The following is a 25,854-nucleotide window of genomic DNA, read 5'->3' on the forward strand; positions in this document are numbered from 1 at the left end:
TTGTCAGTATTTTACCCGTTCGGTTGCCTTTATAGGTTGACGATTCTATTTTTGGGATCGGTCGTTCAGTTCGCTGGGTTGTTCTGATTTCTTATGGCATAATCCGCTGGTATTGAAGGAAAACCGGGCTCCAGCTTACTTTTGCCAATTCGTATCTATTCCTAAACAAAGCGATGATCAAGAAAACCTTACTCGTACTGACCCTTTGCCTTTCGGGCAGCCTTTTCGCGCAGGCTCAACGGATTGGCTCATCCCCGGAATACGTCACGGAATTAACGGCCAACTGGAAAGGCGAGCGGTTTTCCGACGGTCGCCCGAAAGTCCCCGATCTGGTGCTGGAACGCCTGCAGAATTGCACACTGGAGCAAATCTGGGGGTATCTGGGGAATAAAGGCTACCGCAATCAGGTCGAAAAAAACTGGGTGATTCTGAAACCGGGTGAAACCATGACCGGACGCGTCGTGACGGCGCAGTTTATGCCGACGCGCCCCGACCTCGATAGCCTGGTCCGGAAACAGGGGAAGGCCGAAGGACGCTCCCAGAAAGGCGGCATCAACATCTGGCCGATCGATATTCTGACCAAAGGTGATGTGTACGTCGCCGACGGCTACGGCAAAGTCAAAGACGGCACGCTGATTGGTTCCAGCCTGGGCAATGCGATTTACGGCAAAACCGGAAAGGGCGTCATTTTCTACGGATCGATCCGCGACATGCAGGAACTGAAAGATACGAAAGGCTTCAACGCCTGGGTAAAAGGACACGATCCGTCGTATATCAAAGACATGACGCCGACTTCGATTAACGCGCCGATCCGGATCGGCGAGGTGACGGTTTTTCCGGGCGATGTCGTGTTTGCGAATGAATACGGCGTGGTGTTCATTCCGGCCCACCTGGTTGAAGGGTTGGTGTCGGCGTCGGAAATGACGGCCCTGCGCGATGAGTTCGAGCGGGTCTTGTTGCAGCAGGGCAAATACCCCTCGGGCGAAATCCACGGCACCTGGTCGGCCAAAATCAAGGATGAGTTCCGGGCCTGGGTGGGTAAATACCCGAAAAAACTGGCGATTACGCAAAAAGATCTCGATGCCTATCTGGCCAAAGAACATTAATTCCGTGAGGGACGGTTTCTGGTTTACCGTTTGTGATTAGTTTCGCTGGCCAACCACCAATTTTAAATCATAAACCAAAACTTGTCCACATGAAATCCCGTTTTGCCTTTCTCGTAACTTTTATTTTCGTTCTTTTTAGCAGGCAGATGGCCGTCGCCCAAACGATGGCGAAAGACGAGCTGGTGTTTTTGACGTCGGAATGGAAAGGGGAACGGTTCCCCGACGGACGGCCTAAAATTCCGGATGCGCTGATCGAGCGGGCCAAAAAAATCGGGATCGACGATGCCTGGACGGTGTTGAAGAACGAAGGCTATCTGAACCAGTTCGAAGGCGGCTGGAAAGTCATTCATGACGATGTGGTGGTGACGGGTCGGGCCGTGACGGCGATGTTTATGCCCAGTCGGCCGGATATCGAAAAAAATATCAAAGACCGGGGCATCACCAAACAGGGCCGCAAGGGAAATACCAACACCTGGCCGATTGAAACGCTGACGAAGGGCGATGTCTACGTGGCCGACGGTTTCGGAAAAATCGGCGGAGGTACGCTCGTTGGGGCTACGCTGGGCAATGCGATTTTCAGCAAAACCGGCAACGGTGTGGTGTTTAACGGAGCTGCCCGCGATTTGGCAGAGTTACAGAATATTAAAGGTTTTAACGCTTTCGTACGCGATTTTCACCCGTCGTTTCTGGAAGAAATGGTGCTGATGGGCCTGAACACACCGATTCGGATAGGCAGTACGATGGTGCTACCGGGTGATCTGGTGATTGCCCAGCGCGAAGGTGTTTTGTTCGTTCCGGCGCATCTGGCCGAGCAGGTGGTGACAACCTGCGAGTTTGTGACGCGGAAAGACCAGTTTGGCTTTGAAATGGTGAAATCCGCCCGTTACACCACCGGTCAGATTGACAGCCAGTGGACCGACGAAATCAAAACCGAGTTTCTGAAGTGGCTCAGTCAACACCCTGAGTTGGGGACCATGACGCGAGCGGAACTCGATAAAGTAATGAGCAAACGAACCTGGTAATTGAATAGATAAGAGAAGATAGACAAGGGAAGATAGACAAGAGAAGATAGACAAGAGAAGATAGACAAGAGAAGATAGACAAGGGAGGATAGACGGGAGGCAGAAGCAACACCTGCTGACTGATCAGGGTTTTCGATCCCGGTTCTACCGTCAACGGATCGCCGGGCGGCCGGTTGTCATCCGGAATGGAAGCTTGCCGATTTTAAATCGGCGACAGTCTGTGTACGGGATTGCAAATCCCGTACAGCCCTGCGGGTTGTCTCTTGTCTGCTCTCTCTTCTTGGATCTCAGTTATGACTGATCAAACGAAAGATGTGCTGCGCCGGGCGGCCTCGTTTTGCGCCTACCAGGAGCGGACGCAGCGGGAAGTGCGCGAACGATTGCGCGAATGGGAGGTGGAGGGCGACGAAGCGGAGGAAATCATTGCCTGGCTGATCGAGCAGAATTACCTGAACGAAGAACGGTTTGCCAAAACATTTGCGGGTAGCAAATTCCGGGTGAAGCACTGGGGAAAGCACAAGATCAAGCAACACCTCAAACAGCGCGGGATCACGGGTTATAACCTCGATCAGGCCATGAAGGAAATCGAGTCGGACGATTACCGGCAGACGCTGATCGAGTTGCTCGACAAAAAAAAACGCAGCCTGCGGGACGAAAACCCGTTGGTGGTGAAACAGAAACTGGTTCGTTACGCCATTAGCAAAGGCTATGAAAGTGACCTGATCTGGTCGGTGCTGGGCGAGGAGGAAAGGAATTAAAGACGCGGGCGCAGACGCACAGCCAGGAGAATAAAGCTCGCCGGGCGTATTCTTTATTCTCTTGTCTTTGATCTTTATTCTTTTTCCAAGCCAAAATACGCATAGAAATAGTCCGGTGACTTCAGATTGAGCCAGTGCACCCGGTTTTGGGCGAAATCGTCGTAGGTCAATTGCGCAATTTGGGCGGGGGTGAAAGCCAGGGGCGATTCCGGTTTTCGGCGGGTCACGATGCCCAAGCCCTGATCCGTATCCAGCACAAACACATTCAGGTCGGGGCGCTGGCTGCGCAGGTGAACGATGGTTTTCCAGACATCGCCGTTCCACTGGCCTTCCACCCACTCCTCGTACGGAACGGCCGCGCCGGGCGTCTGCGGGTTGCAGTCGTGCAGGATGATTACCCCGTCGTGGCTCAGGTAACGGAGCGTATTTTCTACGTCGCGCAGGGCAAACTGGTACTCGTGCATGCCGTCGATCAGGGCCAGTTGCAGCGGTTTTCCGGTCAATACCCGCCCGGCATCTTCGGCAAAAAAGGCATCACTCGTTTTTTCGAAATACTGATTCGCCAGATTCGACGGATTCAGAATGGTTTTTCCGATGCGCCGGAGCGTATCGAATGCAAACGCCGGATCGACCGCGACTTTAAACGGACTCCGGACTCGGAAAAAAATATGACCGTTGGCCACACCGATTTCCAGGTAATTTTTCAACTTTTTCTGGGCCATCAACGCGTCAATGACGTCCAGACGGTTTAGAGTGGTGGTAGTATGGTTCATCTATTTTCAGGTGCTTGTAAAAAAAAGAGCCTACTTTTTGGTAGGCTCAGACAAAGATAAAAGACGGTTTGGGACTTGGCTAAAAATCCGCGTCGAACGTAATCTTCTGATCTTCTTTTTCTTTCGTGGATCCCATGACACCCGCTTTCTGGTATTCGCCGACGCGTTTTTCGAAGAAGTTGGTCTTGCCCTGCAGGGAGATCATGTCCATGAAATCGAACGGATTCGTCGAGTTGTAAACTTTTTGCAGACCCAGCGAAACCAGCAGGTGATCGGCGACGAACTCAATGTATTGTTTCATCAAATCGGCGTTCATGCCAATAAGCGATACCGGTAATGACTCGCTGACGAACTCCTGCTCGATGCTGACGGCATCTTTGATCATCGCATACACTTCCGCTTCCGGCAGTTTATTCTGGATGTGATCCGTGTAAAGCAGGCAGGCAAAATCACGGTGCAACCCTTCGTCGCGCGAGATCAACTCGTTCGAGAACGACAGGCCGGGCATCAGCCCCCGTTTTTTCAGCCAGAATATCGAACAGAACGAACCAGAGAAGAAAATCCCTTCGACGGCCGCAAACGCCAGCAGACGCTCCACAAACGAACCGTTTTCGATCCAGCGAATGGCCCAGTCGGCTTTCCGCTTCACGCACGGAATGGTGTCGACCGCCCGGAGCATTTTGTCTTTTTCAACCGGGTTTTTAATGTACGTATCGATCAATAACGAATAGGTTTCCGAGTGAATGTTTTCCATCATAATCTGGAAACCGTAGAAACACTTGGCCTCGGCGTACTGAACCTGCGAGATAAAACCGACTGCCAGGTTCTCATTCACAATACCGTCGGAAGCGGCAAAAAAAGCCAGCACGTTGGAAATGAAATGCCGTTCGCCATCGTTCAGATTTTCCCAGTCGCGCTGGTCCTGCGAAAGGTCGATTTCTTCGGCGGTCCAGAACGAGGCCTCGTGTTGTTTGTACATTTTCCAGATGTCGTGGTGCCGGATAGGGAACAGAACAAACCGGAGCGGGTCCTCTTGCAAGATCGGTTCGAGTGCTTCAGGTTGAGCCATGATATTAGGGACGTATTGAATATGAATTACGTGCTTTTTAACAAAAGAGCGAGCTAACAAAGTTACCGGATTGAGGCAGGAATGCAACCGAAAAATTAACCGGTGAAAGTAAGAAACCAACTCCTTGTGGAATAACTACATAACTATCAAACAGTTGTTGGGCGGATGAAAGAATAACTTCTTTGAAATCTGCTAAAATTTGATTTTTGCATTGAAAAACAGTCATTTGTAACGCTATCTTGATTTTATAGTTCGCGTATGTCCCTGTTGCCCGTGTCCAGTTCCCCGCCGGTGAGTGCCGTAATGATTACGTTCAACTCCGCCCGGATCTTGCCTGCCGTCCTGAAAGCGTTGTCGTGGTGCGACGAAATTGTGGTGGTCGATTCGGGCAGTACCGACCAGACCCTGACGATTGCCCAACAGGCTGGTTGCCGGATTTTGCACCGGGATTTCGACGGCTTTGGTTTGCAGAAAGGATTCGCCGTAACGCAGGCCCGCAACCCCTGGGTGCTGGTGGTCGATGCCGACGAAATCGTGACCGACGAACTCCGGTTAGAGATCCAAACCCGGCTGGCGGAGGTGGAAACCGGAAAGCGCAAGGTTCGCGGGTTTGAGGTGCCGGTTTCGCTCGTTTTTCTGGGGCGGCTGATGCGGTACGGGGGCGAATACAAAATGCCCCACCTGCGGCTTTTCGACAAACGGTTCGGCAACTATAATACGGCCCGGGTGCACGAAGATGTCGTGCTGGAGGGATCTGTCGGTCGATTAGCCCATCACATGCTCCACGACAGCTACGGTAGTCTGCACGAGTATTTTGAGAAGTTCAACCGCTACACCACCGCCGGTGCCCGCGACCTGCTGGGCCAGGGCAAGCGGGGGTCGGTGGCCCAAATCGTTTTCCGGCTGCCTATTACCTTTCTGAAAGAGTACCTGATCAAACAGAATTTCCTGAACGGTTATCCCGGTTTTATCTGGTCGTTGTTTTCGGCCATGTACCCCGTCGTGAAATACGCCAAGCTGCGGGAGCTAGGGGGGAAGGGATCGGAGGAACCCAGGTAGGGGTGTTGCTAAGAACCGTCCCGCCCAAAGCCATTCAGATCTGGTACTGACAGTACAAATGAACGAGCCAAACCGGCCTGGCCGGTTTGGCTCGAAAAGACCGGCGAGCGAACCATTTCTGAATACTGGCGTTACTACGAGAAATGATTGAACGTTAGGAGTTGCGATGAAGGGTTTTCCTCCTTGATCGGTCGGAGTATGAAGCTTTTTAAATGTACGCACTGCGGAGAACCGAATTATTTCGAAAACAGCCGTTGTCCCCAGTGTGACTACCCGTTGGGATTTGTGGTCGGGACCCTGGAACTGCTGCCGCTGGTTGCGCAGGATGCCGATCTGTTTCAGATTGAGAGCGGAGACGAAACGGTTTACCGCTATTGTGCCAATCACCAGTACGGTGTTTGTAACTGGCTGGTCGAAAACGATCATAAATCACGGTTTTGCGAAGCCTGCCGACTGAACCGGACGATTCCAAATCTGAGCCGACCGGAATACCTGCAACGCTGGAAAGTGATTGAAACCGCCAAACACCGGTTGATTTACGCCCTTCGGCGCATGAATCTGCCGGTGATGAGTAAATCGGTGGATCCGGATAATGGGCTTTCCTTTGATTTTCTGGCCGACGGCACCCAAAACCACGTCCGGACGGGCCACAAGCGCGGTCTGATTACCATCAATATTGCGGAAGCGGACGATATCGAACGGGAAATGACCCGCCAGAAGATGGACGAACCGTACCGCACGGTGTTGGGGCATTTCCGGCACGAAATCGGGCATTATTACTGGGATCGGTTGATTCGGGGAACCGACCGGATCGATGCGTACCGGGCGCTGTTCGGCGACGAACGCCAGAGTTACAAAGACGCCCTCAGGCGGCATTACCAGCAGGGGCCGCCCGCCGGCTGGAATCTGAACTTTATCAGCGCCTACGCCAGCGCCCACCCCTGGGAAGACTGGGCCGAAACCTGGGCGCACTACCTCCACATTCTGGATACGCTGGAAACCGCCCATGCTTTTGGCTTAACGGTTCAGTACCAGTCGGTTATTGATCCGGTGAGCGGGGCAAATAACGAAAAAGCCGATCCGTACGATCCGGAGGATTTCAAGGCTCTGATGGATTTGTGGGGACCGTTATCGTTCGCGATGAACAACCTGAACCGCAGCATGGGGCATTCCGACCTGTATCCGTTTATCATTCCGGCCGGGGTGATGGAAAAGCTAAGCTTTATTCATCAGGTGTGTTACCAGACCCGCCGGAAGTAAAACCGGGCGGTTTTACACCGTTAACCGCCGGTAAAATCCTTCCTCCAGTCCGAGCAGATCCTGGTGCGTGCCGCGCTCGACGATCTCCCCGTTCTGCACCACCAGAATCTCGTCCGCGTGCTGAATGGTACTGAGCCGGTGCGCAATCACCAGGCTGGTACGGTTTGCCATGAGCCGGGTGAGGGCTTCCTGAACCAACTTTTCCGACTCGGTATCCAGCGCCGATGTGGCTTCGTCCAGAATCAGAATCGGCGGGTTTTTCAGAACCGCCCGGGCGATGCTGATGCGTTGCCGCTGTCCGCCCGACAACCGGCCCCCCCGGTCGCCGATGACAGTTTGGTACCCCTGCGGCTGCGCCATGATGAAATCGTGGGCGTTGGCGATTTCGGCGGCCCGCATCACTTCGTTTTCCGTTGCGTCGCTCCCAAAGGCAATGTTGTTGAAAATCGTGTCGTTAAACAGAATGCTCTCCTGCGTGACAATGCCCATCAGGTTCCGGAGCGAATGCGTGGTGCAGTCGCGCAAATCCACGCCATCGATCAGAATCCGGCCGGCGCTGGGGTCGTAGAAGCGCGGAATCAGGTCGGCGATGGTCGATTTGCCGCTTCCCGACGAGCCAACCAGGGCGATGGTTTTGCCTTTGTCGAGCGTAAAATTGATGTTCTTCAAAACCGGGTGATCCGGGTGGTAGGCAAACGAAACGTTTTGTACTTCAATATGTTGCCGGAAACCAGGTAGCTCGGCAGCGTTCGGTTTGTCCTGAATGGCCGGTACGGTATCGATCAGTTCCAGAATCCGTTCGCCCGATGCAATGCCGCGCTGCGACCCGCTGAAGGCGTTGGAAATTTCCTTGGCCGGACGCGTGACCTGCGAAAAAATGATGATGAACGTGATGAAGTCCGAGGCCGAAAGGTCAGACTGTTTGGTTAAGACCAGCGATCCACCGTAGAGCAGAATGATCGCAACGACCAGCACACCCATGAATTCGGAAAAGGGCGACGCCAGCTCGCGCCGGTTGGCCAGCGACCGTACGGAATGCCGGTAGCCTTCGTTTTCGACCCGGAATTTCCGGGTGACAAAGGGTTCGGCGTTGAAGCCTTTCACGACCCGCATCCCGCCGAAGGTTTCGTCGAGCAGGCTCAGCATGCCGCTCAGGCGCTGTTGACCGGCCTGCGCATCCCGTTTCATCCGCCGGACGAGCATGGCGATAAAACCGCCCGAAACCGGAATGACCAGCAGCGCAAAAAACGTCAGGTTGGCCGAAATGTTAAACAGCGTGATGATGTAGGCTACCAGCAGAAACAGTTCTTTCGAAACCGCCGAAAGACTGTTGGCAATCGAATTTTCAACCTCCTGGACGTCGGTCAGGATGCGGGCGATGAGGTTGCCTTTGCGTTCGTTCGAGAAAAAACCGAGGTGTAGTTGAATGGATTTGGTAAATACGGCCTCGCGCAAACGGGCGACCATCCGGGCCTTGAATCCTTCCAGTTGCCGGATCGACAGATATTTGAAAACATTGCTCAGCAAAACCGACAAAACGACGATGACGCAGACGAATTGCAGGGCACCGAGCTTGCCGTATTCCCGGAAAAAGAGTGCGAAATAATACTGAAAAATGTCGTTCGGCGACGTTTCCAACGATAGTTTTGGAGCGGGCTGACTCAGGAGCGTCTGCAATTGGGTTGTATCGACTTTATCAAACAGAACGTCCAGCAGCGGAATCAGGAGCGTAAAGTTCAGTACCCCGAAAACACTGGCTAACAACGACGTAAGCAGAAACGGCGTCAGAAAACGGCCCAGCGGCCGGGCGTATGAAAGTAACCGGAAATAAGTTTTCATCGGGGGCAAAGATACGGCGCAGAATCAGGTTTCCGGTGATGAATAGGATTAACTATGATTACCCTTCTGACAGCGGAACAATTGGAGACATGTTCCCGAAGATTTCCTGGAAGGGTAGGATGCGTAAACGTAGGATGATGAGCCGCACGCAACCGTTACTTAATGGGTGTCTTTTCGTCATACTTCTGAAATTGCGGGCCGGGTACTAGATCATGCAGAAAGTGAAATCAGACACTGAATCTCTTATTGACAGATGAGGATAAGACAACGCCCTTTCTGGTGAAGCATCCTGTTATTTTGATGGTCCTGGTTTTTGCTTTCCTTTTGTATACCGTAACCTACCTTCAACTCTACCGCGAAAACTTCCATTCCAAAACCGCCTGAGGTCCCCACGAACCGGTTCGTAATAACGACGTTTGCTCAAAATTTCAGGAGTAGGCCAATCAAAAGACCCGGTTTTGACGTTATTTGTGGCATACAACCTTGAAATGTCTCACATGCAATCCCGTTGTCTGGCCGCGAGCCTGCTGTTCCTCCTGTTTTCCTGCGATCTGATTTCCCCCGGTTCGTCCAAGTCCGACCGGTTTTCGGGTAGCCCGCAAAAATTTCCGGTTCAGCCGGGGGTGGTTGATGAAGCTTCCGGCATGGTCGCCAGCCGGACGATGGACGACCGGTTGTGGGTGGAGCAGGATGGGGGAAATCCCGCCGAAATCAGTCTGATGACTACCAGCGGCCAACTGGAGAAGCGGTTTGCGTTGTCGGGGATCGTCAATCGCGACTGGGAAGATCTGGCCATCGGGCCGGGGCCGCAGGAGGGCGTTTCGTACCTGTACCTGGCCGACATCGGCGATAATTTCAAGCAGAATGAGGTCAGTTATATCTACCGCTTCCCGGAACCAAAGAATGTGGACGAATCGATCAGCGGGATCGAGCGGATTACGTTTCAGTATCCGGACGGCCCGCGTGATGCCGAAGCGGTGTTGCTCGATCCGCAGACCCGCGACCTCTGGATTGTAACGAAAGCCGAAGAAAAAGTGCGGATTTATCGATTGCCGTATCCGCAAAGTACCTCGCAGACCATCAAAGCCGATTACCAGGGCGAGTTGCCACTGAGCCTCATCACCGGTGGCAGCGTTTCGGCGGATGGGGACGAAATTCTGCTGATGTCGTACCTGGGAGCTTTCCACTGGCGTCGGAAAAGCGGGCAGTCGCTGGCGGACGCGATGCAGAAGAACAGTTACAAATCCTTAGCGACCGATCCGGTGGGAACGCAGAGCGAAGCCATTTGCTTCGATAAAAACGCCAACGGGTATTACACCCTGCCCGAAAAAGGCAACCAGGCTTCCGTAACCTTGAACTACTACAAACGGTTATAGGGCGTGCGGCAGCGAAGGCGAAGCAGGCCGGAGAGGTCGACGCTAACTGTTTAAATACCACTTATTTTGTCCAGAACCGCTGCTATCATTGGGTCCGGGATTGCCGGCATTGCAGCCGCTATCCGGCTGTCAGTCAAAGGGTTTCAGGTTGATGTATTCGAGGCTAACGCCTATCCCGGCGGGAAGTTATCCGGTTTTACGCAGGACGGTTTTCGGTTCGATGCTGGCCCGTCGCTGTTCACCCTGCCGCAGTTGGTGGATGAACTGTTTCAACTGGCGGGGCGCGATCCCAAACCGTATTTCGATTACATTCGGCTGGATGAAACCTGCCGGTATTTCTGGGACGACGGTACACGCCTGACGGCCTGGGCCGACCGTCAGGCGTTTGCCCGTGAAGTCGAAACCGTGCTGGGCGAATCGGCCAGCCACCTGGTAGCGCATCTGGAAGACAGTGCCACCAAATACCGCATTACCGAAAAACTGTTTCTGCATCGTTCGCTCCATAAACTATCGACCTGGTGCAACCGCGATGCGTTGTTCGGTTACCTGAATTTACCGAAGCTGGAGGTATTCAAAACCATGAACCGGGCCAACGAACAGCGGTTTCAGCACCCGAAACTGGTGCAGCTTTTCAACCGGTACGCAACCTACAACGGCTCCGATCCGTACCAGACACCAGCCACGCTGAACATCATTCCGCACCTGGAATACAACATCGGGGCCTTTTTCCCGAAAGACGGAATGATTGGTATTACCAACAGCCTCGTCCAGCTGGCCAAAGACCTCGGGGTGCGGTTTCATTTCAACACCCGCGTGACCGAATTGCGGACGACCGGAAACCGGGTGGTGGGCGTGGTGACGCAAACCAACGGGCAGGACGCGTCGCCGGCCCCGTTGCCCTACGACCTGGTGATTTCCAACATGGACATTGTCAGTACGTTTCGGAGGTTGTTGCCGAACGCCCGGCAGCCGGAGCGGATTCTGCGACAGCCCAAATCCAGTTCCGGGCTGATTTTTTACTGGGGCATCAGTCAGACGTTTCCGGAACTGGGATTACATAACATCTTTTTTAGCCAGGACTATCGGGCCGAGTTTGACGCGATGTTCCGCCAGCAAACCCTGTCCGACGATCCGACGGTATACCTCAACATTACCTCCAAACACAAACCGGACGATGCCCCGGCGAACGGCGAAAACTGGTTTCTGCTGATCAACGCCCCGAACAATTCCGGGCAGGATTGGGACAACCTGATCGCCCGAACCCGTCGGAATGTGATTCGGAAACTGAGTCAGCAACTCGGTGTCGATATCGCACCGCTGATTGTTTGCGAGTCGGTGCTGGATCCGCGCAGCATCGAAAGCCGGACTTCCAGCGCGCAGGGAGCGCTGTACGGCAATAGTTCAAACAACCGGTTTGCGGCTTTTCTGCGCCATGCCAATTTCTCGCACCAGTTCCAGAACCTGTACTTTGTCGGCGGCAGTGTCCATCCGGGGGGCGGGATTCCGCTCTGTCTGTTGTCGGCCAAAATTGCTACGGACCTGATTGCCGATGCCTGACCTGGGCCGGTGGCTGCCTACCGAAAGGCTGAAAACCGTATATTGCGTTTTTTGACCGAAACTTGACGGCATGGATACCTCATACCTGATTATTATTTTCAGTTTATCGGTACTGATTTCCTACGTTTTTGACCTGCTCAGTAGCCGGTACAAAACGCCGTCGGTGATTTTGTTGCTGGCATCGGGGATGCTGATGCGCCAGGTTACGAATTATTTTTCCTTTCAACTGCCGTACGTCGATACCATTTTGCCCACGCTCGGTACGTTGGGCCTGATTCTGATCGTGCTGGAAGGGGCGCTGGAACTGGAACTGACCGACGAAAAACTCGGGATGATCCGGCGGGCCTTCTGGGCGTCGCTGTCATCGATTCTGGTAACATCCCTGCTCATGGCGTCCTTGTTTTACGTGCTGATGGAGGCCTCATTTTTCAAGTGTCTGGTGACCGCCATGCCCTTTGCCGTCATCAGTAGTGCCGTGGCGGTTCCTGGTAGCACGAACCTCAGTCCGGCCAACCGGGAGTTTGTCGTCTACGAGTCCTCGTTATCGGATATTCTCGGGGTTATGATCTTTAACTTCCTGGTTTATAACGCATCAGGGGGGATTCTTTCTGTCCTGTCGTTTGCGAAGGATACGCTGATCATGGTGATTATTTCGCTGATCTGCTGCTTTTTTCTGCTGTATCTGATCAGTAAAATCAGTCACCGGATCAAATTTCTGCCGATCATTTCCGTGCTGTTTCTCGTCTATGCCGTCAGCCGGATTTACCAGCTTTCACCCTTGCTGCTGATCCTGGTCTTTGGTCTGTTTCTGAACAATACCGAACTCTTTATCCGGGGGCGACTCGACCAGATTTTCAAAAACGATTTATTTGAAAAAGAGCTCGATCAATTCAAAAGCCTGACGGCGGAAGGCGCTTTCATTGTCCGGACGTTTTTCTTTTTGTTGTTCGGGTACGCTTCCGATTTTTATACCCTGGTTGAGCCGGATGCACTGATTGTCAGTGTTTTGTTGCTGATTGTTCTGTACACTGTGCGGGCGGTGGTGTTGCGGGTGTCGCTGCCGGGGAGCATCAATCCGGTCGTTTTTATTGCTCCGCGCGGTCTGATTACGGTTTTGCTCTACCTGAGTATTCCGGATAACCTGAAACTGGTCGGTTTTCGCGACGGTATTCTGATGGCGGTGGTGTTGCTGACGGCTCTGATAATGATGGCTGGTGTGATCAGCTACCGCGACGACGCTCCCTCGGACTTCAGTCCATAAGGACAAGGCTCTTTATAAACCCTATCCTTCGCCGGATCTAAAGCCCGTGGGGCCGGAGGTAGGCCCGGAAACCGTACCATCTCCGGGTTTTCCAGTAGGTTAGATGGGCTTCATTTTCAAAGGCTTCGCGCTCGAAACTGATGTTGCGATAAGCCGTATAATGATCACCGTACTGCCAGCGCCGGAGCAGGTATTCCAGCAGGTACCAAAGGTAAAAGGGGACAATCCCCAACTCAAGTTGCTGGCGCAGGTGAATGCGCTCGTGGTGGAGCAAGACGGCATCCGGCTGTTTCGTTCGGACTAAGACGAACGGAAACAGGGCCATTCCACTGACCCATAAAAACGGTACACGAACCACAATCATAACCGGTTTGGCAAGAGGTTGATAAGGAGCGTTTGCAAAAATACCGTTTCGGGATGATCGGGCCGCCGATTCGGTTGAGAAATCAAGCTAATTTGCCGTTCACCACTCATTTACAGCCTTTTGACAAACTTTGCCGTGCCGCTTCCGACCAGATTGTTTCCGCCCTCAAAAACAATTGTATCTTTGAAAAAGACCGGATTTCCGGTGTTAATCAATTTACATTTTAGTAAACATTATATGAAAAAAACCGTGCTTTATGTTGCGTTAAGCCAGTGTCTGCTTTGGTCGGCGGTGGCGCAAACGCCCAAGAAACCGACCGCTCCGAAGCCCGCGTCCAAACCGGCGGCAGCGGCTTCAACGGCTCCCAAACCGGCTGACCAGTCGGCACCGCGCATCAAATTTACGGAATACGATCTGCCGAATGGCTTGCATGTTATTCTGCACCAGGACAATACGACCCCGCTGGTGGCCGTCACGATGATGTACCACGTGGGTTCGAAAAACGAACAACCGGGCCGGTCGGGCTTTGCGCACTTCTTCGAGCATTTGATGTTTGAAGGGTCCGACAACATCAAGCGGGGCGAATACATGAAGATTATTAAAGGGGCGGGTGGGCAGTTGAACGCCAACACGTCCAACGACCGGACTTTTTACTTCGAAATTCTGCCGTCCAACAAACTGGAATTGGGGCTGTACATGGAATCGGAGCGGCTGCTGCACGCGAAGGTTGACGAACAGGGCGTTGAAACCCAGCGGGAAGTGGTGAAAGAAGAACGGCGGCAGCGGTACGAAAACCAGCCATACGGCACGTTTTTTCCGCAGGTGCTGGCCCATGCCTACAAGGTACACCCCTACAAATGGGCGCCGATCGGGTCCATGGAAGACCTGAATGCGGCCAAAATCGACGAGTTTCGGAGCTTTTATAAAGAGTTTTATATTCCGAACAACGCCATTCTTTCCATCGCCGGTGATATCAATCCCGATGAAACGAAGAAGCTGATCGACAAATATTTCGGCGAGATTCCGAGGGGCGCTAAAGAGCCGTATCGGCCCAACGTGAAAGAACCGGCGCAGAAAGCCGAAGTTCGCGATATTGTGTACGACAATGTCTCGCTGCCGGGCGTGTTCCAGGCGTATCACATGCCGGCGCAGGGTGATCCGGACTATTACGCCCTGGATGTGCTGCAAACCTTGCTGGCGGGCGGTGAGAGTTCCCGGATGAACAAGGAACTGGTGGATAAGCAGCAGAAAGCGGTGCAAACCGGGGTGTTTCCGCTGTCGACCGAAGACCCCGGTTTGTTCATTTCGATCGGGATTGCCAACATGGGCGTGAAAGCCGAAGACCTCGAAGCCGGAATGAACGCCGAGATCGAGCGGGTGAAGAAAGAACTGGTGACCGATGCGGAATTCCAGAAAGTGAAAAACCAGATCGAAACCAATTTTGTGAATAGAAACGCGGGTGTGGCCGGAATTGCCGAAAGCCTGGCCAACTACAAGATGTATCTGGGCGACGCCAACCTGATCAATACGGAACTGGAACGTTACAACAAGGTCACGAAAGAAGATCTGCGTCGGGTGGCCAACAAGTACCTGACGAAAGAAAACCGGGTGGTGCTCTATTACCTGCCGAAGGCCATGGAACCGAAAAAAGAAGGCAAAGGCGAATAATCCGATTCGAGAAGATAGACCAGAGATAAAAGACGAATGATGAAAATGAAATATATATTAACCGCGGGCCTGATGGCCCTCGGTCTGTCGATCCAGGCGCAAACACTGGACCGATCGAAGCTGCCGGTCGATGGCCCTGCGCCCGCCATCAAAGTGGGCAAGCCCGTTTCGTTTACCCTGGCAAATGGCCTGAAAGTGTTTGTGGTACAAAATAATAAGTTGCCACGGGTCGCGTTCAGCCTGTTGTTCGATTACCTCCCGATCCGGGAAGGCGACAAGGCGGGCTATGTGAGCATTGCCAGCCAGTTGATCAAAACCGGTACGAAAACCCGGACGAAAGACCAGATCGACGAGGCCGTTGACTTCATCGGCGGGAGCCTGGCCACGTCGCCCACGGGTGTTTATGCGATGTCATTGAAGAAACACACGCCCAAAATGCTCGAACTGATGTCGGACGTGGTGCTGAATCCGAAGTTTACGCAGGCCGAACTCGACAAGCTGAAAAAGCAGACCAAGTCGGGGCTGGCGGCTCAGAAAGATAACCCGGGTGCCATTGCCACGCGGGTCAGCAGCATTCTAGTATACGGCAAGGATCACCCGTACGGCGAACCGGATTCGGAGGAGACGGTTGACCGCATTACGCTGGAGGATTGCCGGAAGTTCTACGAAACGTATTTCCGGCCCAACATCGGCTACCTGGCCGTTGTCGGGGATATCACGCCCGAAGAAGCGCGGCCGATGATTGAGAAGTATTTCGGTAAATGGCAGCCGGGCAACGTACCGAAACCGAATTACGAGATGCCAAAACCGCCTGCCAAAACCACGATTGCGCTGGTGGACCGGCCTGGTTCGGTGCAGTCGGTGGTGTATATTACGCACCCGGTTCAGCTAAAACCGTATACACCCGAATCGATTCAGGCGAGTCTGACCAACGACATCCTGGGTGGTGGCGGGGGCGATGCCCGCCTGTACAATAACCTGCGCGAAAAACGTGGGTATACGTACGGAGCCTATTCGTCGCTGACGAGCGATCGGCTGGTGGGCCGGTTCCGCGCCAATGCCAATGTCCGCAATGCCGTGACCGACAGCGCGGTGGCCGAATTCATGAATGAACTGAAAGCTATCCGCGATTCAAAACCGTCGGCGGCCGAACTGAGCAAAACCAAAAATACCTTTACCGGTAATTTCATTTTCACGCTGGAAGACCCGGAAACGATTGCCGATTTCGCGATCAATACCGCCCGGTATAACCTGCCGGAAGACTTTTTTACCAATTACCTGAAAAATGTCGATGCCGTCACGGACGCGCAGGTACAGGAAACGGCAACGAAGCTGATCGACCCGGAGCATGCCTACATTGTGGTGGTGGGTAAAGCGTCGGAAGTGGCCGAAAAACTGAAGCGGTTTGGCGAGGTGACCTACTACGATGTCAACGGCAACAAAGTTGAGGCTCCCGTTGCGGGGAAATTGACGACCTCGGCCGTCCCCGCCGGTCTGACGGCGGATCAGGTGGTGGCCAAATACCTCACGGCGGTGGGCGGTAAGGATGCTATTGCAAAGATCAACGACATTACGCAGAAAATGACGACCGAAGTGCAGGGCACCAAAGTCGAAGTGGAAAGCAAACAGAAAGGGCTGACGAAATTTAGCCTGGCCGTGACGGCGATGGGGCAGGTGGTGCAAAAAGTAACGTCCGATGGCGAGAAAGTCAAAATGGAAGGGGGCGGTCAGTCGAAGAGTCTGATCAACGACGAAGCCAAGGTAGAAATCCTGAAAAACGCGGCTTTCCCCGAACTGCTGTTTTCGACGCTGGGGGTAAAAACCGCCCTTGCCGGCACGGAGAAAATCAATGGAAAAGATGCGTACAAAATTGACGCGTCGATTGGCTCAAAAACCATTACCATCTTCTACGATGTCGAAACCGGTTTGAAAACCCAATATACGTCGATTGAGCAGGGACCGCAGGGCGAAATGGCCGTCAACACCGGTTTAAGCAATTACAAAGAAGTCAATGGCGTAAAATTTCCGTATACCCTGAGCCAGAACTTTGGCCCGATGGTGATGAAGATGGAAACCCAGTCACTCGTTGTCAATACGGGGCTGGATGATCAACAATTTACGGTTCAGTAAACCGTTGGACAAACGCTGCTAAAACGAGCCTGCCGAAGATTCGGCAGGCTCGTTTTATTTTTGTAATTTATTTTAGATAGAATGAGTAAAATTTCTAGGTATGTAGCGTTTTTGGGTTTTCATTTATTTGTTGTTTTTAGGGCCTACAGGAGCTGCGTAGCCAAATGCAGCAGTTGCATTTTGTCTGATAATTCGATAAGTTTTTTGTGGATTTATTACAATAAACGCGTGGTTGGCACTATTTATGCAATACTAATTCACGGGATCGCTTATCGTTACCTGCCATAGCTACCTTCCGGAATACGCTCTTCTGTCCGTACTTATAAATCAGTTAGAATGATCCGTAATTAGTCTTCTGTTTAGGCAGAAATACGTTCAGATGAGAAGCAAGCAAACTATTTTAATCGCCGATGATGATCCAACGCAGCGTAAATTATTGACCTATGAATTAACGAAAATCGGGTATAAGGTGCTGATTGCCAGCAATGGGCTGGAAGCCATCAATTGGCTGCGATCGCCCCAACCCCGGCCCGATCTGGTTCTGCTGGATCTATTGATGCCTCGTTTTAGCGGACTGGATGTCCTGGAAATGCTGAAGGCATCGTCCAGCAAACTGCCCGTCATTCTCATGTCCGCAGCTGAATGGCCCATCGTACGCCATAGCGTCAATCAATTGGTACCGGATGCCTTTATGGTCAAACCGTTCGACCTGCAAAATCTATTGGCGAAGATTGAAACATTGCTCCACAACAGGCTGGAGCAGGCCGATTAGGAAAGAGAGCGGTTTTGCAATACGGTTTTTAGTGCCGTTCGTTTACGAATCACCGTGCTAAAAACTGTATTGCAAAACCGGAAACCGTTACCGGCCAATGGGGCGAATACCCGACTTCCGAACGTCGGCAACGACGATAAACCGGTAGCGGGGATCTTTATCGAATTCGTCTTTGGAGGCCCGGTAATGCCGCTGGGCGCGCTGGCGGGCTTCGGTAAACAGTTTACGCGAGGTTTTCCGGCGTCGCACCGACATCACTTTCCGCAAATCCACATCCCCGATCATCGACGTTTCCAGGCAGGCCAGATCCTTGTGTTCGGCATCGCGGTAATAACCCAACACGCAGTGATCGGCCATCAGCACCAAAACCGGATCAATATGGATGGAGCGCAGTACCGACGCCATGAGCACCATCCCGTCGACGCAGTTGGCCTGGCGGTTGTTCCAGGTCTGGTCGATGGTTCGGATGCGTTGGCTAAAAAGGTTGGACGAAACGCCCGTACTGGAATTCGTTGAAATCGAACTGTATTTGATACCGCGCTTCTGGAGGGCGTACCAGATGGAAAAAACCTGATCGTCGACCCGCTTTTTGTCGCCGGTCTGGTAGCCATCGAAGGCATCCACAATATCGGTTTGCAGGGCCTGTGCCAGCACATCATCGACCACCGGATCGTCTTCGTTGATGTAGGCTACGTACATATAATTCAAATCCAGATCGCCGGTGCCAGATTCGTCATCTTCCCAATAATACGGGCAGTCATTGACCGACCGCATGGTAGCTACAATGGTCCGGTGGCTGATTTTTTCGTTGTCGATGTACGTGGTTACCGTGAAGTTGACGGGCGTGGGCTGGAGCAGTCCGCGCAGCTTTTCGTAGTTCCAGAGAATGCGCGGGGTAATGACGTAATCCTTATCGGCTTCCTGCAAAACGCCCTCAAAAAAAGCCGCTTCGCTGAACGGTGTCGCGCCCACTTCGACCCGGACCTGGGTATTCAAGCCCGGATTGTGGAACGAAACCGAGACGTTACCGTCGCCATCGCCCAGTCGGTAATTTTTGCTTTTCTCGGACAGGGTAGCCCGCGCCAGCAGATAGGAGGGGAAAAGTTGCTGTTCCATACCCACCATCACCGAAACCCGCTGCCGGTTAGCCCGGGCGGTGGCAGGTGACGAAACCGAAACATGAGCCAGATTCCCACTGGGTTCGGCAGGGGCCAACTGCGCAAAACCGCTAACTGAGAACAAAGAAAATGCACCATAAGTCAGTGCATTACGCAATAACTTCATACTGGTTAAGGCAGTTACGATAGAATCTACGGTTGGCTATGTAAATTAACAAATTGTTACTGATTTAATCAATGAGTAACAGGTGGTAGGACTCACTATTTTTTCGTACTATTGCGCAGCATTTGGAATGGTATGCGCATCCTTCTGGCTTACATTTTGTTGATTGCTACACTCCTGCCGACGGTTAGTCAGTGGGGGACAATCGCGTATTACCATGCCAACAAGGACTATATCGCTAAAGTGCTATGCGAAAATCGCGCCAAACCGCAACTGCATTGCGACGGTCACTGTTACTTAGCGAAAAAATTGAATGCGCAACAGGAGCAGCAGGATCAGGAAACGACGGAGCGCGTTCAGAAAACGCCTGATTTTCAATTGTTTTGCCAGCTCCTGGTGCCATTTGCTTTTCAGCCTGCCATAGCCGGTTTGGCCACCCGACAACCGGATTACTCGTTTGCATCGTATTCTTCTCCGCTGTCTTCCTTTTTCCAGCCCCCGCGAGCCTAAGGTTTTGATAATGAATCCGTAAGGACTAAGCCTTTGGGGCACCTTGCGATTAAGACCGTTCGTCGATTTTAAATCGAGCCGACCGGCCGTTTTCAATTCCATCAAGCTCGTTATTGCATGACGTTTCCATACCGGTCGATTGCTGCGGTTTTTGCGGCAATGGCCCCGTTTGCGGCTCTAGCCCAGACGATCCTTCAGGGCATCATTTTTGATTCCCGAACCAAAGAACCCCTGGCGGGAATTACCATTTCGACGGAAGACCGTAAAACCGGTACGCAAACCGACGCCAATGGCCGGTTTTCGTTTCAGCCCTCCACCGATCAGGTTCTGATTTCGGGCGTTGGGTATCAGTCACAAACCATTCTTCTTTCCGAAAAACCGGTCCGGATTGCGCTGGAACCCAGCGTCGAAAACCTGCAAACAATTGTGGTAACGGCCAATCGGGAAGCGCAGAAGCGAACCGAGGCCCCCGTGGCGATTTCACGCCTGTCGCCCACGCTGATCGACGAAACGAAGCCCAGCCTGCTCGCCGAACTCATCAACAAAACGCCGGGGGTGGTGATGCTCAATTACAATAACGAGCAACACGGCATGGGCATCCGGCAGCCTTTCGGCACGAATGCGTACTTCCTATACCTCGAAGATGGCTTGCCCCTTCGACCCATGGGCGTTTTCAACCACAATGCACTCATCGAAATGAACGTCTTTGCCGTCAGCTCGGTGGAGGTGATCAAAGGGCCGGCTTCGTCGCTCTACGGGCCGGAGGCTGTCGGGGGTGCCATCAATTTTATCACCCAGCGCCCCACGGCGGTGCCGACATTTCGGCTGGGGATTCAGGGCGATCAGTGGGGCTATGGCCGGATTCAATACGGCGGGGGCGGTATGCTGACCAAAAAGCTGGGCGTTTACGCGGGCGGTTTTCTGGCCCGGCAGCGCAACAGTTGGCAAACCCGCTCCGATTACGATAAGGTATCGTTCAATGGCCGGGCCGAATACGCATTCACCCACCGAACCCGGCTGACCGGGACGGTTTCGTACAACGATTACGATTCACAAACCGGTGGCAGCGTCGACAGCCTGGCGTTTTACAACCGGGAATACACCGCAACCGCTGATTTTACGTACCGGAAAGTCAAGGCCGTTCGGTCGCGGCTGACGCTCGATCACCAGTGGAAAAACGGATCTGATAGCTACCTGACGGCGTTTTACCGCGATAATTCCATTGGGCAGAACCCGAGTTACGGTATTCGCTGGACCAGTGGCTCTACGAAAGCAACCGGCCAGATCAACGTCAATGCGTTCCAGAGTTACGGGCTGATCGCCCAGCACAGCCAGCGATTGCCCTTCTGGCAGAGCAAACTCCTGGCCGGAGTCTTGCTGGATGTTTCGCCCACGACCTATAGGGCGTACCAGATTGATCTGGAAGCGCAGGTACGACCCGATAAAAAATCGGTAGAGCGGTATAGACTGGTGAAGGAACGACCGGATCTTCCACTGGCCGACTATCGCGCGGGCATGGTTAATTCGGCGGTTTATGCGCAGCTTGACGTAAATCCGGTACCCGCCTTACGGGTCTCGCTGGGTGGTCGGTATGATCAAATGGCATTTGATTACGACAATTACCTCGATCAGAGTTCGGGCCGGAAAGGATACCGGCAACTGACACCGAAAGTGGGCGTGACGTATGATCTGGGCCGCGACCGGGGCTTGTATGCCAATTACAGCCGGGGCTTTTCTCCGCCGGGCCTGACCTGGATTTTTACAAAACGCGTCAACGTGCAACCCGGCGAACCGCTGTTTTATTACAACCTGCAACCGGCCTATTTCAACAATTACGAAATCGGCGGCTGGGCCTCGCTGCTGGATCGGAAACTGTACATCGATGTGGCGCTGTACCGGATGGATGGCCGGAACGAACTGCTCAACATCCGGCAGCCCGACAACAGCACGGATTACCAGTCGGCGGGGCAAACACTGCACCGGGGTGTTGAATACAGCCTGACCTACCGGCCTTCGAGTCAGTGGTTTCTCCGGTTTGGCGGGACCAATGCCGTTCACCGGTTTGTGGATTTTGCCCTCAGTACCCGGACGTCGGATGCGGTGAAAAACGTGAACGGTTTCGATATGCCGCAGGCTCCGCGCTGGGTGGCCAATACCGAACTGACTTACAGGCCGCGCTGGGCGAAAGGATTGCGGCTGTCGGCCGAGTGGCAGCGGATCAGTTCGTGGTACCAGAACCAGATCAACACGGTTTCGTACAACGACCGGGGCGCGTTCGGGGCGCGGGGCGTCAGCGTGGTTAACCTGCGGGCCGGGTATCCGTTCCGGCGGTTTGAAGTGTTCGCCAACCTGCTGAATGCGACTGACGAACTGTATGCTACTTCGGCGACGCGGGGCAACAGTCCGACCGATCGGACCACCTTTACCCCGGCGGCTCCCCGGACGCTGGTCGGCGGTATTCAGTACAATTTTTCAAACTAATAATGAACGGAAAACCGTAAACCGATACCTGATAGCAACCATGAAAAACATTATTCTGATTGTTGCCGCACTGCTCCTGGGTTTTGTCGAGAAACCGACGAATGAAACCCGGTTTTCGAATCCGCAGTTTGCGGGTGCGACGCCCCGGTTGACCACCGATCACCGGAACAATCCGGTGCTGAGCTGGACCGAGAAAGCGGGTGAGAAGGTCCATTTTTATTATGCCGTTTCGGAAGATGGCGGACGGACGTTCGGCGAAAAAATCCGGGTCAAGTCGCCCACGGTTTTTTCGACCCATGCCGAAGGAATGCCAAAGGTGGCGTTTAAAAAAGATGGGACGGTTCTGGCAACGTTTGAGGTGTCACGACCCACGGCGGAAGCGCCCCGCGCGGGTGATCTGCTGTTCGTGACGTCGACGGATGGCGGTCAGACCTGGACCGAGCCGAAAGCCGTTCACCGCGACACCACGCCGGGCAAAGGCCATTCCTTCAGCAACCTCAGTCGGCTACCCAACGGCGAAATCGGTATTGTCTGGCTGGACGAAAAAGCGCCGGGCCAAGAAGGCCGAACCGTGAAATTCGTCCAGACCGTGGCCGGGGGCGGTTTTGACCGCGAGGTGCTGGTAGACGACAATGCCTGCCAGTGCTGCCGGACCAGGGTGTTTGTCGATACCCAGAACCGGATTCATTTGGCGTACCGCGATCTGCTGGACAACGGTGCCCGCGATATCAGCCACGCGGTTTCGACAGATGGGGGCCGGACATTCACCCGCCCCAAAGTAGTCTACAACGATCAGTGGAAAGTCAACGCCTGTCCGCATACCGGCCCCGACATCGCGCAGGTTGGCAATGAGCTGTTTGTAACCTGGTTTTCGGGTGGCGATAAAGCCCCGGGTATCAAACTGGCGAAGCTGGGGGCAACGGAACTGGTGGCCGGAATTGTGTCGGTCCGCACCAAACACCCGCAGGTGGCGGCCGTCGACGGGCAGTTGATCTGGGTCTGGGATGAGTCGATGGAACTGAAAAGCCCGGGCGGAGAAAGCCGGTTTATTCAGCGGATTGGGATGCGGAAAATTGTCGGTGGTAAGGCGCAGCCCATCACCTACCTGACGCCTACGGACGTCAATGCCAGTTTTCCGGTGTTGCTGGCAACAAAAAAAGGGCTTTTGGTAGCGTATGAACAGCAGAAAAGCCAGCAAAACAGCGTTATAGTGAGCAGATGGGTGGAGTCGTTTTAAGCAGCGAGCGTTATGAGAAATTACCTTCCTCTTTCGATGATGAGTTTACTTTTTTGTGTGTGTGTCCTGGTCGCTTGTCAAAAAGAGGCCGTGGAGCCCAAATATGGCACCGTTCAGCTGAAATTTGACAATATCGTTGGGGCGCAGGATCTCAAAATGGACAATACCACCTACACCAACGGCAGCGGAGAAGCGTTTTCAGTGACTAAATTTGATTATTTTGTCAGCAACATAAAGCTGCAAAAAGCCGACGGATCGGCCTATGTGGTGCCGCAGGACAGCAGTTATTTTTTAATTTCGGAAGGTCAATTGAGTTCGCAGACGGTTTCGCTTCACCATATTCCGGTGGATAATTATACGGGTATTACCTTTGTCGTCGGCGTAGACAGTTTGCGGAATACGATGGGCATCGAGAAGCGCACGGGGGCATTGGACCCCGCCGGAACAGCTGCCGGTATGTACTGGGACTGGAATTCGGGGTATATTTTCCTGAAGCTGGAAGGAACGTCGCCCAAGGCACCTACCAACGCAACGAGCAGACAGAATTTCATGTACCATGTCGGGTTGTTTGGGGGGTATAAAGCCAGAACTATTAATAATCTGAAAACCATTCAGTTAATGTTCGGCTCGGCACCCGCCCGGGTGGCCGAAAAGGGAACGGTGGGCGTTCAGATCAAGGCCGATGTGCTGAAGCTGTTCGACGGTGTAAAACCGCTCAGTATTGCCGCCAATCCGGATGTCATGGTATCGCCGGTGTCGGCGGATATCGCGAATAATTACGCGACGATGTTTAGTGTAGGGACGATTCAGGTTGATTGATATGACACGTTGGCAACACGCCGGAATAATAGGTGCCATTGTTTTTTACGGCTTCACCGTCGCTTGTCAGAACGATTCGGGCAAGGGCGGGCCGATTGAGCCGGACCCGGGAACCAAGCCCGTGGAGTTCAAGCCGACGCCCTATGCCTGGAAAAAACCGGCCAATTTCAGCGATCCGCACTATCATTTCAGCAAAAACCCGCTGACGGTGGAGGGTGTAACGCTGGGCAAGGCGTTGTTTTACGACGGTATTTTATCGAAAGACGGGAGCATCAGCTGCGCATTTTGCCACCAGCCGGCGGCTGCCTTTGCGCATACCGATCACCCGCTGAGCCACGGCATTGGCGACAAAATCGGGACACGCAACGTGCCCGCTATTCAGAATGTGGCCTGGAAACAGGCTTTTTTCTGGGATGGCGGCATTGCCGATCTGGATTTACTGCCCATTTCCCCGATTCAAAACCCGGTCGAAATGGGCGATTCGCTGGGAAATGTGCTGAAGAAAGTCCGGGCCAGCGGCCAGTATCCGGCCATGTTCAAAGCGGCTTTCGGAACGGACGAAGTGACCACCGAGCGGTTTCTGAAAGCCCTGTCGCAGTTTATGCTGACGATGGTGTCGGGCACGTCGAAATACGATAAATACGCCCGGAAAGAAGCCGGGGCGATGCTGGGTGAACACGAAGTACACGGGCTGAATCTGTTCAATCAGCATTGCGCGGGTTGCCACACAGGCGAGCAGTTTACCGACCAGAGTTACCGCAACAACGGGTTGCGCATGCAACTGGCCAACAGCAAGGATTACGACCTTGGGCGGTACCAGATTACGCTGAATCTCGACGATTACAACAAGTTTCGAGTGCCGAGCCTGCGGAATGTAGAGCGGACGTTTCCGTACATGCACGATGGTCGTTTCCAGACGCTGGAGCAGGTGCTGGACCATTACACGAACGATGTGCAGGATACGCCCCAACTGGATCCGCTGCTGAAGAAAAATGGCAAACCGGGTATTCCCCTGACGCAGGAAGACAAATCGGATCTGATCGCCTTTCTGAAAACCCTCACCGATACGGAATTCCTGAGCGACCGTCGTTTCCAGCCGGATTGAACCAAACCGGTTTTTAGTGCGTGTGCCGCAGCCGGTGCAGCCGGATGTTGGTCAAATGGGTGAGAATCAACCCGAGAGAAGCCGCATAACCCAGGTATTCAAAACTCTCGCTGACGTCTTCGAGCAGAATGGCGACGGCAAAAACGCTCAGGAAAAACCACAGGCTGTATTTAATTGTGGGCGTGGTGAAATGCCGCGTCGTGAAATAAATCGCCAGCATATTGACGCCAATAAACAGGTAATCGAGACTCAGAAAGCCGACCCGAACCGTGTCATTGGTTAAAAATGAAGAAGATACCAGCAAAACCGGCGTGATCAGGCAGTGAATGATGCACAGAACCGACCCACTGATGCCGATATAATCGGCCTTTCTATTGAGAACTTCTAATTTCATAATCTCTTTCCGG

22 protein-coding genes are annotated in these 25,854 nt (G+C 53.2%); 16 read left to right on the top strand and 6 right to left on the bottom strand.

All coding sequences use genetic code 11. The features are described from left to right. Nucleotides 1-173 precede the first annotated feature (173 nt). From ACFPMF_RS11975 to ACFPMF_RS11985, 3 genes are all read left to right on the top strand, one after another. Nucleotides 174-1,106, top strand: coding sequence for an RraA family protein (locus ACFPMF_RS11975; protein WP_379844933.1), 933 nt, complete (start codon nt 174-176; stop codon nt 1,104-1,106). An 89-nt stretch (nt 1,107-1,195) separates the two neighbouring features. Next, the gene (locus ACFPMF_RS11980; protein ID WP_379844935.1) at nt 1,196-2,128 is read left to right on the top strand and encodes an RraA family protein; all 933 of its coding nucleotides are present in this window, start codon (nt 1,196-1,198) and stop codon (nt 2,126-2,128) included. A gap of 293 nt (nt 2,129-2,421) precedes the next feature. After that, complete coding sequence (locus ACFPMF_RS11985) at nt 2,422-2,886, top strand: regulatory protein RecX (protein ID WP_379844938.1); 465 nt, start codon at nt 2,422-2,424, stop codon at nt 2,884-2,886. 74 nt (nt 2,887-2,960) lie between these two features. Here ACFPMF_RS11985 and ACFPMF_RS11990 read toward each other — a convergent pair whose 3' ends face one another. After that, nucleotides 2,961-3,659, bottom strand: a complete 699-nt coding sequence (locus tag ACFPMF_RS11990; protein ID WP_379844941.1) for a class I SAM-dependent methyltransferase — start codon at nt 3,657-3,659, stop codon at nt 2,961-2,963. 79 nt (nt 3,660-3,738) lie between these two features. Then, nucleotides 3,739-4,728 carry a ribonucleotide-diphosphate reductase subunit beta gene (locus ACFPMF_RS11995; protein ID WP_379844944.1) on the bottom strand — a complete coding sequence of 330 codons (990 nt, stop codon included), beginning with the start codon at nt 4,726-4,728 and terminating at the stop codon, nt 3,739-3,741. A 258-nt stretch (nt 4,729-4,986) separates the two neighbouring features. Here ACFPMF_RS11995 and ACFPMF_RS12000 point away from each other — a divergent pair, with 258 nt between their 5' ends. After that, on the top strand, nt 4,987-5,787 hold the full coding sequence (locus tag ACFPMF_RS12000) for a glycosyltransferase family 2 protein (protein WP_379844947.1): 801 nt from the start codon (nt 4,987-4,989) through the stop codon (nt 5,785-5,787). Nucleotides 5,788-5,985: 198 nt separating this feature from the next. Further along, nucleotides 5,986-7,047 (top strand): zinc-binding metallopeptidase family protein, encoded by a 1,062-nt coding sequence (locus ACFPMF_RS12005; protein ID WP_379844950.1) that lies wholly within the window; start codon nt 5,986-5,988, stop codon nt 7,045-7,047. A gap of 12 nt (nt 7,048-7,059) precedes the next feature. On the opposite strand, the gene ACFPMF_RS12010 is transcribed toward ACFPMF_RS12005, so the two are convergent. Further along, the gene (locus ACFPMF_RS12010; protein ID WP_379844953.1) at nt 7,060-8,886 is read right to left on the bottom strand and encodes an ABC transporter ATP-binding protein; all 1,827 of its coding nucleotides are present in this window, start codon (nt 8,884-8,886) and stop codon (nt 7,060-7,062) included. 497 nt (nt 8,887-9,383) lie between these two features. Between ACFPMF_RS12010 and ACFPMF_RS12015 the strand changes: the two genes are divergently transcribed. From ACFPMF_RS12015 to ACFPMF_RS12025, 3 genes are all read left to right on the top strand, one after another. Then, entirely contained in the window at nt 9,384-10,262 is an 879-nt protein-coding gene (locus ACFPMF_RS12015) for a PE-PGRS family protein (RefSeq protein ID WP_379844956.1), read from the top strand. A 66-nt stretch (nt 10,263-10,328) separates the two neighbouring features. Then, nucleotides 10,329-11,819, top strand: coding sequence for a 1-hydroxycarotenoid 3,4-desaturase CrtD (gene crtD / locus ACFPMF_RS12020; protein WP_379844959.1), 1,491 nt, complete (start codon nt 10,329-10,331; stop codon nt 11,817-11,819). A gap of 70 nt (nt 11,820-11,889) precedes the next feature. Then, complete coding sequence (locus tag ACFPMF_RS12025) at nt 11,890-13,080, top strand: cation:proton antiporter (protein ID WP_379844962.1); 1,191 nt, start codon at nt 11,890-11,892, stop codon at nt 13,078-13,080. Nucleotides 13,081-13,117: 37 nt separating this feature from the next. On the opposite strand, the gene ACFPMF_RS12030 is transcribed toward ACFPMF_RS12025, so the two are convergent. Continuing rightward, nucleotides 13,118-13,444, bottom strand: coding sequence for a hypothetical protein (locus ACFPMF_RS12030; protein ID WP_379844965.1), 327 nt, complete (start codon nt 13,442-13,444; stop codon nt 13,118-13,120). 237 nt (nt 13,445-13,681) lie between these two features. Between ACFPMF_RS12030 and ACFPMF_RS12035 the strand changes: the two genes are divergently transcribed. From ACFPMF_RS12035 to ACFPMF_RS12045, 3 genes are all read left to right on the top strand, one after another. Then, nucleotides 13,682-15,112, top strand: a complete 1,431-nt coding sequence (locus tag ACFPMF_RS12035) for a M16 family metallopeptidase (RefSeq protein WP_379844968.1) — start codon at nt 13,682-13,684, stop codon at nt 15,110-15,112. Nucleotides 15,113-15,157: 45 nt separating this feature from the next. Continuing rightward, nucleotides 15,158-17,242: a M16 family metallopeptidase gene (locus tag ACFPMF_RS12040; protein WP_379844971.1), complete on the top strand. Its 2,085-nt coding sequence runs from the start codon at nt 15,158-15,160 to the stop codon at nt 17,240-17,242. Nucleotides 17,243-17,621: 379 nt separating this feature from the next. Further along, nucleotides 17,622-18,014, top strand: coding sequence for a response regulator (locus ACFPMF_RS12045; RefSeq protein WP_379844974.1), 393 nt, complete (start codon nt 17,622-17,624; stop codon nt 18,012-18,014). An 87-nt stretch (nt 18,015-18,101) separates the two neighbouring features. On the opposite strand, the gene ACFPMF_RS12050 is transcribed toward ACFPMF_RS12045, so the two are convergent. Further along, nucleotides 18,102-19,298, bottom strand: coding sequence for a hypothetical protein (locus ACFPMF_RS12050; RefSeq protein WP_379844977.1), 1,197 nt, complete (start codon nt 19,296-19,298; stop codon nt 18,102-18,104). A gap of 132 nt (nt 19,299-19,430) precedes the next feature. Here ACFPMF_RS12050 and ACFPMF_RS12055 point away from each other — a divergent pair, with 132 nt between their 5' ends. From ACFPMF_RS12055 to ACFPMF_RS12075, 5 genes are all read left to right on the top strand, one after another. Beyond that, entirely contained in the window at nt 19,431-19,805 is a 375-nt protein-coding gene (locus ACFPMF_RS12055) for a hypothetical protein (RefSeq protein WP_379844979.1), read from the top strand. 117 nt (nt 19,806-19,922) lie between these two features. Next, nucleotides 19,923-22,286 (top strand): TonB-dependent receptor, encoded by a 2,364-nt coding sequence (locus ACFPMF_RS12060; RefSeq protein ID WP_379844981.1) that lies wholly within the window; start codon nt 19,923-19,925, stop codon nt 22,284-22,286. 40 nt (nt 22,287-22,326) lie between these two features. Beyond that, nucleotides 22,327-23,523: a sialidase family protein gene (locus ACFPMF_RS12065; RefSeq protein ID WP_379844984.1), complete on the top strand. Its 1,197-nt coding sequence runs from the start codon at nt 22,327-22,329 to the stop codon at nt 23,521-23,523. A gap of 39 nt (nt 23,524-23,562) precedes the next feature. Next, the gene (locus ACFPMF_RS12070; RefSeq protein ID WP_379844987.1) at nt 23,563-24,342 is read left to right on the top strand and encodes an MbnP family protein; all 780 of its coding nucleotides are present in this window, start codon (nt 23,563-23,565) and stop codon (nt 24,340-24,342) included. Between the two features lies 1 nt (nt 24,343). Beyond that, complete coding sequence (locus ACFPMF_RS12075) at nt 24,344-25,447, top strand: cytochrome-c peroxidase (RefSeq protein WP_379844990.1); 1,104 nt, start codon at nt 24,344-24,346, stop codon at nt 25,445-25,447. A gap of 13 nt (nt 25,448-25,460) precedes the next feature. Here the strand turns inward: ACFPMF_RS12075 and ACFPMF_RS12080 are convergent, their stop codons facing one another. Then, nucleotides 25,461-25,841: a MerC domain-containing protein gene (locus ACFPMF_RS12080; protein WP_379844992.1), complete on the bottom strand. Its 381-nt coding sequence runs from the start codon at nt 25,839-25,841 to the stop codon at nt 25,461-25,463. Between the last annotated feature and the right edge of the window lie 13 nt (nt 25,842-25,854).

The organism is Larkinella bovis (assembly GCF_042655385.1).
Taxonomy (GTDB): domain Bacteria; phylum Bacteroidota; class Bacteroidia; order Cytophagales; family Spirosomataceae; genus Larkinella; species Larkinella bovis.

Coding starts and splice junctions, on each gene's coding strand:
- ACFPMF_RS11975 (WP_379844933.1), top strand. CDS start 174: ATGATCAAGAAAACCTTACTCGTACTGACCCTTTGCCTTTCGGGCAGC.
- ACFPMF_RS11980 (WP_379844935.1), top strand. CDS start 1,196: ATGAAATCCCGTTTTGCCTTTCTCGTAACTTTTATTTTCGTTCTTTTT.
- ACFPMF_RS11985 (WP_379844938.1), top strand. CDS start 2,422: ATGACTGATCAAACGAAAGATGTGCTGCGCCGGGCGGCCTCGTTTTGC.
- ACFPMF_RS11990 (WP_379844941.1), bottom strand. CDS start 3,659: ATGAACCATACTACCACCACTCTAAACCGTCTGGACGTCATTGACGCG.
- ACFPMF_RS11995 (WP_379844944.1), bottom strand. CDS start 4,728: ATGGCTCAACCTGAAGCACTCGAACCGATCTTGCAAGAGGACCCGCTC.
- ACFPMF_RS12000 (WP_379844947.1), top strand. CDS start 4,987: ATGTCCCTGTTGCCCGTGTCCAGTTCCCCGCCGGTGAGTGCCGTAATG.
- ACFPMF_RS12005 (WP_379844950.1), top strand. CDS start 5,986: ATGAAGCTTTTTAAATGTACGCACTGCGGAGAACCGAATTATTTCGAA.
- ACFPMF_RS12010 (WP_379844953.1), bottom strand. CDS start 8,886: ATGAAAACTTATTTCCGGTTACTTTCATACGCCCGGCCGCTGGGCCGT.
- ACFPMF_RS12015 (WP_379844956.1), top strand. CDS start 9,384: ATGCAATCCCGTTGTCTGGCCGCGAGCCTGCTGTTCCTCCTGTTTTCC.
- ACFPMF_RS12025 (WP_379844962.1), top strand. CDS start 11,890: ATGGATACCTCATACCTGATTATTATTTTCAGTTTATCGGTACTGATT.
- ACFPMF_RS12030 (WP_379844965.1), bottom strand. CDS start 13,444: ATGATTGTGGTTCGTGTACCGTTTTTATGGGTCAGTGGAATGGCCCTG.
- ACFPMF_RS12035 (WP_379844968.1), top strand. CDS start 13,682: ATGAAAAAAACCGTGCTTTATGTTGCGTTAAGCCAGTGTCTGCTTTGG.
- ACFPMF_RS12040 (WP_379844971.1), top strand. CDS start 15,158: ATGAAATATATATTAACCGCGGGCCTGATGGCCCTCGGTCTGTCGATC.
- ACFPMF_RS12045 (WP_379844974.1), top strand. CDS start 17,622: ATGAGAAGCAAGCAAACTATTTTAATCGCCGATGATGATCCAACGCAG.
- ACFPMF_RS12050 (WP_379844977.1), bottom strand. CDS start 19,298: ATGAAGTTATTGCGTAATGCACTGACTTATGGTGCATTTTCTTTGTTC.
- ACFPMF_RS12055 (WP_379844979.1), top strand. CDS start 19,431: ATGCGCATCCTTCTGGCTTACATTTTGTTGATTGCTACACTCCTGCCG.
- ACFPMF_RS12060 (WP_379844981.1), top strand. CDS start 19,923: ATGACGTTTCCATACCGGTCGATTGCTGCGGTTTTTGCGGCAATGGCC.
- ACFPMF_RS12065 (WP_379844984.1), top strand. CDS start 22,327: ATGAAAAACATTATTCTGATTGTTGCCGCACTGCTCCTGGGTTTTGTC.
- ACFPMF_RS12070 (WP_379844987.1), top strand. CDS start 23,563: ATGAGTTTACTTTTTTGTGTGTGTGTCCTGGTCGCTTGTCAAAAAGAG.
- ACFPMF_RS12075 (WP_379844990.1), top strand. CDS start 24,344: ATGACACGTTGGCAACACGCCGGAATAATAGGTGCCATTGTTTTTTAC.
- ACFPMF_RS12080 (WP_379844992.1), bottom strand. CDS start 25,841: ATGAAATTAGAAGTTCTCAATAGAAAGGCCGATTATATCGGCATCAGT.